This is a genomic window from Actinomycetota bacterium, from assembly GCA_018830725.1.
GTDB lineage: Bacteria > Actinomycetota > Humimicrobiia > JAHJRV01 > JAHJRV01 > JAHJRV01.
The window spans coordinates 1-9873 of record JAHJRV010000154.1 but is presented as its reverse complement, the minus strand read 5'-3'; the positions used below and the strand labels follow the sequence as shown (position 1 = coordinate 9873).

Below are 9873 nucleotides of genomic sequence, written 5' to 3'. Positions count from 1 at the left end.
ATGACAAGAGATAAGATTCGTAAAATTAAATATGCACCTCCTCCTCCAGAACTGCCAATTTATGGCAAAATAAATGCTAAAGAGTGTTCTTTTTTTGGACGGACAAATTATGAAGCCGCCTTAGAAGAAAAGAAATTTATTTTCGGCATCAAAAGAGCAGATAGGAGAAAACATCTTTATTTAGTTGGGAAAAGCGGAGTAGGGAAAAGCAAACTAATGGAATTAATAATTCGGCAAGATATTGCTCATGGTCATGGAGTTTGCTTAATAGACCCACATGGTGACTTTATTGAAGATATTTTAGCTTTTATCCCTAAAGAAAGAATAAAAGATGTTATTTTAATAGACCCTTCTGATACGCAATATCCTGTTTCTTTTAATCCTCTTTCTAATATTGATCCTGAATTAAAACATCAGGTTACTCAAGGACTGCTTGAAGTTTTAGAAAAACAATTTGGAGCTAATTGGACGCCTCGCTTAGAGCATGTTTTTAGATTTACTACTTTGGCTTTGCTTGATTATCCTGAAGCAACTATGAGAGGAATGATTTCCATGCTCACGGATAGAAATTATCGTCAAAGAGTTGTTGATTATATTGAAGATGATATGGTCAAAAGATTTTGGGCAGTAGAATTTGCTGACTGGTCAGAGAAGTTTGACACTGAGGCAATTATTCCTTTGGTTAATAAATTAAGTCAGTTTCTTTCCAATCCTTTGCTTAGAAATATTTTTGGACAAAAAGAGAATAAAATTGATTTAGGAAAGATTATGAATGACCAGAAAATACTTTTAATTTCTTTGTCCAAAGGAAAGTTAGGCGAAGAAAATAGCAGTTTTTTCGGTTCAATGTTTATTACCAAGCTTTATCAATCAGGTATGGCTAGAGCATCAATGAAAGAAGCAGATAGAAAAGATTTTTATTTATACGTTGATGAGTTTCAGAATTTAGTTACAACAACTTTTGAAAATCTTTTTACTGAATCAAGAAAATATGGACTTTGTATCACAGTTGCTCATCAGTATATGGCTCAATTATTGCCTCAGGTTTTAGCTACTGTTTTAGGGAATATTGGGACAATAGTTACTTTTAGAGTTGGTGGAGATGATGCTATAAAATTAGCAGCTGAAATGGCACCTGTTTTTCAAGCAGAGGATATGATTAATTTAGGAATCAGGGAATTTTATATAAAAATGGCTATTGATGGCGAAACATTTGATCCTTTTTCTGCTGAAACGCTTAAAATTTTACCACCAAATCATGAGTCATATAAGGATGAGATTATTGAAAACAGTAGAAATGAATATGCACTTTCTTTAGAAGAGGTTAATAAAAGGTTAGAAGAAGAAGAAAGAATAAAAGAAACAAGAGAAGTTGAAGAGATGACAAAAAAAACTAAAGAATCAGAAGAGTCTAAAGAATCAGAACCATTAGTTTAATTAATTATGACTCAATCTAAGACAAAAACTTGTCAAAATTGTAATATTGAATTCATTATAGAACCTGAAGATTTTGAATTCTATAAAAAGATAGATGTACCAGAGCCTACTTTTTGTCCTGAGTGTAGGATGAAGAGGAGAATAAATTTTAGGAATGAGATTAAGCTTTATAAAAGAAAATGTGATTTTTCTGATAAGACAATAATATCTCTTTATAATCCAGACAATTCTCTTAAAGTTTATGATCAAAAAATTTGGTCTTCAGATAAATGGGATTCAATGGAATATGGTCAGGAATATGATTTTAATAAATCTTTTTTTGAACAATTTTATAATTTTTCAAAATTAGTTCCAAGGCCTCATAATCTTAGTATTAATTCAATTGATTGTGATTATTGTAAATTAGCAATTAATTCTAAGAATTGTTATTTATCTTTATGTAGCTCCTGTGAAAATTGTTTTTTTACAACTGCTGCACATTCTAAAGATTGTTTTGATGCTGTATGGTTAATAAAAGGAGAGCTTTGTTATGAATGTATAAATTGTAGTAATTGTTATAATTTATTTTTTAGTCAATATGTAGATAATTGCATGAACTCTGCTTTTTTATATAATTGTCGTAACTGTCAAAATTGTTTTGGATGTGTGAATTTAAGACATAAGAAGTATTATATCTTTAATAAGCCATATTCAAAAGAAGAATATGAAGAAAAAATTAAAGAATATAGCCTAGGCAGTTTTAATAATTTTAATAAAATAAAGAAAGAATTTAATAAATTTAAAATTAAATTCCCTATTAAGTTTGCAGAGATTAATAAATCTCATAATGTCAGTGGTAATAATATATCCAATTCAAAAAATTGTTTCAATTGTTTTGATATTTCTGAAACATTGGGATGTAAAAATATTTTTATAGGTTTATTTAATTTAAAAGATAGTTATGATATTTATGATGCAGGAACTAATTCTGAATTAGTTTATGAAGGAATTGAAGTTGGTTCCTGTAAAAATGTTTTATTTTCGGAAACTATTATAAGTTCGCATGATATTCAATACTCCATTAATTGCCATTCCTCCTCCAACCTCTTCGCATGCGTAGGTCTACGTCATAAACAGTACTGTATCTTAAACAAACAATATACCAAAGAATCCTTCGACAAGCTCAGGACAAAGATAAAGAAACATATGAATGATATGCCATATACAGATAAGAAAGGAAGAATCTATAGATATGGAGAGTTCTTTCCTCCAGAACTATCACCATTTGGCTACAATGAAACAATAGCTAATGAATACTTCCCTTTAACAAAAGAAGAAGCAATAAAACAGGGATATAATTGGTATGATAAACCAAAGAGTGAATACAAACCAACCATCAAAGCATCTAATCTACCAGATAACATCAAAGATGTAGATGAGACAATACTCAAAGAAGTAATAGCATGTGAAAATGCTTGTCATTCTCGCCCCGCATCTGTCATTCCCGCCACTGGTGTCATTCCCGCGAAAGCGGGAATCCAGCGAATACAAAAACTTTCTGGATCCCCAATCAAGTTGGGGATGACAGAGGGAGAATTGGGGATGACAGAGGGAGAAATAAAGATGACAGAGGAAAATACATCTTGTGCAGGTAGTAGTGTCTTTAGAATCATTCCTCAAGAACTAAAGTTCTATAAAAAGATGAATCTTCCTCTTCCTCATTTATGTCCTGATTGTAGACATAGAGAAAGAATTAAACAAAGAAATCCTTTAAAACTCTGGAAAAGGAAATGCATGAAGAAAGGATGTAATACTACCTTCCAAACAACATACTCACCAGATAGAAAAGAGATTGTTTATTGCGAGAAGTGCTACAATAAGGAGGTGGGGTAAAATTTATGACTGCTCAAGAAATAAGAGAAAAATATTTAAACTTTTTTAAATCAAAAGAACACGCTATTATACCTAGCGCTTCTTTGATTCCTGAAAATGATCCAACAACTCTCTTTATATCCGCAGGTATGCATCCTTTAGTCCCTTATTTAATGGGAGAAAAACATCCTCAAGGAAATCGTCTGGCAAGCGTTCAGAAATGCATTAGAACAATTGATATTGATGAAGTTGGAAATGCTTATCATCATACTTTTTTTGAAATGCTCGGGAATTGGTCTTTAGGTGATTATTTTAAAAAAGAAGCTATTGAATGGAGTTTTGAATTTTTAATAAAAGAACTTAAAATTCCAATTGATAGATTTGCTGTATCTGTTTTTAAAGGTGATGATGATGCACCTTTAGACCAAGAATCAATTGATATTTGGAAATCATTAGGCATTTCAGAAGAAAGAATTGCTAAATTAGGTAAAAAAGATAATTGGTGGGGTCCAGCTGGACAAACTGGTCCTTGTGGATCTGATACAGAAATGTTTTATTGGATTGATGATAAAGAGCCAGCTCCAAAAGAATTTGATTCTGAAGATAAGCGTTGGGTTGAAATATGGAATGATGTTTTTATGGAATATAGTAAGACAGTTGATGGAAAGTTTAAACCTTTAAAACAAAAAAATGTTGATACTGGTATGGGATTAGAAAGAACTTTAGCAGTTTTAAATGGATTGGATGATAATTACAAGACAGAACTGTTTATTAATTTAATTTATAAAATTGAAGAATTATCAGGTAAGAAATATGAAGAATCAAAAGAGATTACTAGAAGTATGAGGATTATTGCAGATCATATTAAAGCTGTAACATTTATTATGGGAGATAATAAGGGAATTACTCCTTCTAATCTTGATCAGGGATATATAGTTCGTCGTTTAATTAGAAGAGCAATTAGATACGGGCGACAACTTGGCATAGAAAAAGAATTATGGACTAAAGAAATAGCTGAAGTAGTGATTAATGATTACAAGGAAGTTTATTCTGAATTAGAAAATAACAAAGAATTTATTTTAAATAATTTAAATGAAGAAGAACAGAAATTTAAAAAAACATTAGAGAGAGGATTGAGAGAATTTGAAAAAGGTACAGATGCTTTTGTTTTGTTTACAACTTATGGTTTTCCAATTGAAATGACTCAGGAATTAGCAAAAGAAAAAGGAAAAGAGATAGATATAGAGAAATTTAACGAACAAATGAAGAAACATCAAGAACTTTCTAGAACAGCCAGCGCTGGTAAATTTAAAAGTGGTTTAGCGGATACAAGCGAAGAAACAAAAAAACTTCATACGGCAGCTCATTTATTATTAGCATCACTTAGAAAAGTTTTAGGAGATCATGTAATTCAAAGAGGAAGTAATATTACAGCAGAACGTTTACGTTTTGATTTTTCGCATTCTGAAAAATTAACTGATCAACAAAAACAAGAAGTCGAGAAAATAGTTAATGAAGTAATTAAAAACAATTTAAATGTTAATTGCGAAGAAATGACTTTAGATGAAGCAAAAAAACAAGGAGCAATGGGAGTATTTGAATCTAAATATGGAGAAAAGGTAAAAGTTTATACTATTGCCGATTTCAGTCAGGAAATATGCGCTGGGCCTCATGCTGAAAGTACTGGAGAACTTGGACATTTTAAAATAACTAAAGAACAATCTAGTTCTGCTGGAGTTCGTCGTATTAAAGCTATTTTAGAAAAATAAAATAATTTTATCAAATAGAAAAGGCCGGAGCTTAATTGCTTCCGGCCTTTTTTTTGTTCGCGCGTTAGTCGCGCTAGAAGGTGATTTGGAACTGAACGCCGGCGATCATATATTTGCCGGCATTGTAGTCCTCCGAGAATTCACCGCTGACATTCACTTTTCCCTCATCATAGAACATAACTTCGGGTCTTATTGAAAAACCCTTGGCCAATTGAATTGGACAACTGATACCATACATTGAAGATTTTGTATCAAAGTCCAATTGGCCATAAGAATTTTTCGTATTCATCTCCCCATATATTAAGTGGGGAGTGACGGGGCCAAGCTTATATGACAGATCGGCCCAGAAGCTATAGGTTTCTGCATCATTAATTTTGTTGTCTTTATATCCAGCGCTGGAAAAGATTGCTGGATAACTGTAGCCCATAAACCCTCCGGCATTTCCCCAATTTTTGCCCCAGTTGCCCTCCGCAGAGAATCCCAATTGACCCCAACCAGTCTTGAATCCCAGAGAGGCAACGTATGTTGTCATTTCGTCGTCGTTAGGATAGCCATATTTTTTTGCGTATTCTGACTGCCTAATGATGTCGACAGTCCTTCTTTGCCACATAAAGCTAGGATAAAGGTTAATCCAATCTAGCTTTATCGGTACCCCAATATCAACTCTGGGAATTTTGGTTGAATATTCCACTCCCCAGGCCCAAGGACCTCGGTCTCCAACTACGTCAGCTACGGCAGTTGGGTCAACCAGAGCCAAGGCAAGCTTTACACTCTTGCTGAATTTATAGGTTCCTCTTACCTGGGGAATCCTGCTTGGATAAAGGTCGCCGTATCCAGCCCCAATAATATTATAACTGCCGGATCTTGTACCTAACATCTGTGAAGGATTCAGGGGTGAGAGTGGTGTTGTGGTTTTACCCGCCATAATTTGTAAATCAGGACTTATATCCCACCAGCCATAGGCATGGCGGACTTCCACCCGATCACTCCAAGCCCATTCCACGGAGCCGTATTCCTGCCCAAGCCCAAGTTCAATATACATGCCGACGTTATCTTCGTTGGTCCATTTCACATGAAGTCGACTTATATTCGGCACCTGGATGGCAGTTACATTATACGAAGATGTTCCGTTTCCTAATCCCCAGTCTCGAGCATTCTCTTTATCTCTGTTGAGATAATAGAAATCGGTAAAGACGATTCCTCCGATTTCAAACTTGGCCATGGCTGGCGCCGTGAAAACAACCATCAAAAGCAATGCTGTCAAAATGATAAAAAGCTTTTTCATCTTACTTTCCTCCGTAAAAGTGTTATTAGTTAAATTGCAGACAATACCTTTTTTCACCTCCTTTTCTCTTATTTAATTATTAAAGCAACAAAAAAATACCTAATAGGTAATTTAATAAAATACTACACTTAATATATTATTTGTCAAGATAAATAATCCAATAAAACATATCCCCATTCATTATTTGCTAGTTGTTCGAAATTATTGTAAAATAAAAGAAATGAAATGGTCTTTAAGAAAGAAATCCAAAATTAAGGAGGACTATTTGCTGGCTCTGGACATTGGAACAGAGTTTGTTAAAGCTCTTATTTTAAAAGTAGGAAAAAAATCTGATAAGGATAATGAAGAAGAAAAAAAAGGATTAGTTATTGGATATGGACGTGAAAGACAATTAGCTGGGAATATGCTTGCTGGAGCAGTAGCTGATATTGATGGAGTTGTAAGTACTTGCAGAAAAGCAATTGATACTGCATATAAAATTGCACGAGTAAAACCTAAAAGAGTTGTTATTGGAGTTGCTGGAGAATTTATTAAGGGTGCTACAACTAATTTTGTTTGCAAAAGAAGTGAACCAGAAAAAGATATTGATTCAGCAGAAATTCAAAATATTGTTCAAAAGATTCAGCACAAAGCATTTAATAAGATGCGTAGTCAGCTTGCATGGGAAACATGTAGACCAGAGATTGATATTAAACCAATTAATGCTTTACTTACAGAAATAAAGATAGATGGTTATAAAGTAACCAATCCTTTAGGTTTTCAAGGGAATGAAATTTTTTTAAGTGTTTTTAATATTTATGCGCCTTTAGTTCATTTACGTGCTTTAGAAAATATTGCTTCAAAACTTGGATTAGAATTACTTTCCATTGCAGCTGAGTCATACGCCTTAACAAAATCATCAGGATTTAATCCTGTATCAGGAGCAATTTTTATTGATATCGGGGGAGGAAGTACTGATATTGCTTTAGTTAGACAAGGAAAGATAGAAGGAATAAAAAGTTTATCTTTAGCTGGTAGGTCATTTAGTAAACGGTTAGCACAATCCCTTAATCTTGATTTTGAAGAAGCTGAAGAATTAAAAATTAAACATGCTTATAAAAAGACAAGTCAAAGTGTTCAAAGAAAGATTAGAGATATTCTTAAAAGAGATGTTGAGATTTGGCTTAGCGGAGTTGAATTAGTTTTAGATGAATTTAGTCAAAAAGAACCTTTCCCATCTCTAATTCTTTTATGCGGAGGAGGCAGTTTGTTGCCTGATATTAAAAATATTTTAAATAGAGAAAGTGTTAAAAAGAAATGGCTTGATAAATTTTCTTTCAATCAGCCATTGCAAACAAGCTTTATAAGGTCTAAGCATATTAATAATATTGTTGATGGAACAAACATATTAAAAGGTCCAGAAATTATTACACCATTAGCTCTAGCAGGATTAGCTTTAGAAATAGTTTCTGATGAGAAAAAAATTATGCCTCCTATTTTCCGTAGAGCCATAAGGATGATGAGGTAATAATAAATTAAATTTTTATATAATTTATGAAAAACATTTATCTTGAACAAGACGAAGAAATAATTTCGGTTATTGATAAGCTTATTAATTCAAAAGGAAATAATATTAATTTATTTATCCCTTCAGGAGCACAAATTTGGCAAAGTTCAATTAATTTAAAATTACTTAAAAGAGAAGCTGATAATTTAGAAAAGGAAGTTAATTTAATTGTTTCAGATGATTTAGGTGCGGAAATGGCTGAAAAAATAGGTTTTTCTGTTAAGAAAGAAGCTGATTTTCCAGTAGAAACGATTAGGGAAGAAGACAATGGAGAATTAGATGAAGATGAAGAATTAGAAATAGTAGAAGAACCCCAGCCTGCGCCAAAGGCTATGGCGGGCGAAGCAGAACAAGAAGAGAATAGGGATATGATTGATTTTCTAGTTGATGAATTAAAGCCCGAAGAAAAAACAAAAGAAGAAAATATTATTTTAGCTAGTTCAAAATCTGAAGAATCAAGAAAAAGAATGGCTGATATTATTAATCCTACAAGGAATGTTCAATCTAGTTTTTTAGAACGTAATTTTTTTAAAAGAAAACCAGAACAAAAAATAATTAAGAAAGAAAAAATAAAAATAAGTCAAAAACCTAAACAAGATGTTTTTTTAAATAATGAAAATGAAAGAATAGAAGATCATATTTCAGAAGATTATATTTCTACAAAATCTTTTAAATGGGCTAAGTTTTTAATCATTTTTGTAATTATAGCGTTTTTAATAGCTAGTTTAGTCGGTTATTTAGTTCTACCTAAAGCTGAAGTTGTTGTTTATCCTAAATATGAAAATATGAATTTTGACTTATCTGTCGTTGGTTCTAAAGAAATTTCACAAGTTGATATTAGTTTAAATAAAATTCCTATTCAAGAAATTGAAGTAAGCAAAACAGCAAGTAAAGAATTTGAATCCACCGGAGAAAAACAACTAAATGAAAAAGCTAGAGGATTTATCACTGTTTATAATGAATATAGTTCAAGTCCTCAGGTTCTAGACGCAACTACTAGATTTGAATCTTCTAATGGAAAAATTTTTAGGATTCCAGATAGAATTACTATTCCTGGTGCAAAAATCAGTGAAGGCAAAATTATTGCAAGCAGTATAGAAGTGGAAGTTTTTGCTGATGAATCTGGCGAGAGTTATAATATTGAATCATCTGATTTTACTATTCCTGGATTTAAAGGAATAGCTAAATATGCTGGATTTTATGCTCAATCAAAATCGCCTATGACGGGTGGTTCTATAGGTAAAATAAAAGTTGTTTCTTCTGAAGATCTTAAAAACGCTAAAGAAAGCTTATCTGAGGAAGTAAGAAATGAAGTTAAACAAGCTTTTGAAGATCAAATTCCAACTGATTTAAAGATAATAGAGAGTTCTTTAACCGAAGATATTGTTATTATTTCTACTGTTAAAGAAGAAGCTAAAACAGATACTTTTACTTTAGAAATAAAGGCTATTGTTAAGGCATTGCTTTTTAAAGAAAAAGATATAAAGAATTTAATTGATTTAAATGTTATATCTATGATTCCTGAAGGAAAAGAACCTATTTCAAAAACTCAGAAAATTAAATGGGGAGAACCAGTTATTGATGATAAAAATGGTGAAATTTTATTTGACTTAAAAGTTGAGGAAAATGTTGCTTGGAAGATAGATACAATTTCACTAAAAGAAGATTTAGCTGGTTTAAATGAAATAGAAGTTAGAAAGTATTTATCAAATCAAATCAAGATACAAGAATCAAAAGTTAGTTTTTGGCCTTTCTGGGTTAATCATATACCAAAACAGAAAGAAAAGATTGATATAACTATTGATTTACTTGACTAGTTTTTATTTATCGTTTAACATACAAAGGTGATACAATCTCCTCAAGAAAAAAATATTCAAGAAGGCACTATATTAGAAAGCCTTCCAAGTCTTACTTTTAAGGTTAAATTATCCGATGACAAAGAAGTTTTAGCTCGTCTTTCAGGTAAAATGCGTATTCATCATATT

General features: G+C 32.0%; 7 protein-coding genes. 6 read left to right on the top strand and 1 reads right to left on the bottom strand.

Translation table 11 applies throughout. The features are described from left to right. The 3 genes from KKC53_06890 to KKC53_06880 all read left to right on the top strand — a co-directional run. The coding region (locus tag KKC53_06890; GenBank protein MBU2598872.1) for a type IV secretion system DNA-binding domain-containing protein at positions 1 to 1437 on the top strand (1437 nt) is incomplete at its 5' end. Between the two features lie 6 nt (positions 1438 to 1443). Continuing rightward, positions 1444 to 3309, top strand: coding sequence for a hypothetical protein (locus KKC53_06885; protein MBU2598871.1), 1866 nt, complete (start codon positions 1444 to 1446; stop codon positions 3307 to 3309). 5 nt (positions 3310 to 3314) lie between these two features. Next, complete coding sequence (locus tag KKC53_06880; GenBank protein MBU2598870.1) at positions 3315 to 5057, top strand: alanine--tRNA ligase; 1743 nt, start codon at positions 3315 to 3317, stop codon at positions 5055 to 5057. A gap of 73 nt (positions 5058 to 5130) precedes the next feature. Here the strand turns inward: KKC53_06880 and KKC53_06875 are convergent, their stop codons facing one another. Further along, complete coding sequence (locus KKC53_06875; GenBank protein ID MBU2598869.1) at positions 5131 to 6399, bottom strand: hypothetical protein; 1269 nt, start codon at positions 6397 to 6399, stop codon at positions 5131 to 5133. Positions 6400 to 6607: 208 nt separating this feature from the next. On the opposite strand from KKC53_06875, the gene KKC53_06870 reads away from it, so the two are divergent. From KKC53_06870 to KKC53_06860, 3 genes are all read left to right on the top strand, one after another. Then, positions 6608 to 7849, top strand: coding sequence for a rod shape-determining protein (locus tag KKC53_06870; protein MBU2598868.1), 1242 nt, complete (start codon positions 6608 to 6610; stop codon positions 7847 to 7849). Between the two features lie 26 nt (positions 7850 to 7875). Beyond that, positions 7876 to 9705 (top strand): hypothetical protein, encoded by a 1830-nt coding sequence (locus tag KKC53_06865; GenBank protein ID MBU2598867.1) that lies wholly within the window; start codon positions 7876 to 7878, stop codon positions 9703 to 9705. Between the two features lie 30 nt (positions 9706 to 9735). Continuing rightward, on the top strand, positions 9736 to 9873 hold a 138-nt coding region (locus KKC53_06860; GenBank protein ID MBU2598866.1), incomplete at its 3' end, for a translation initiation factor IF-1.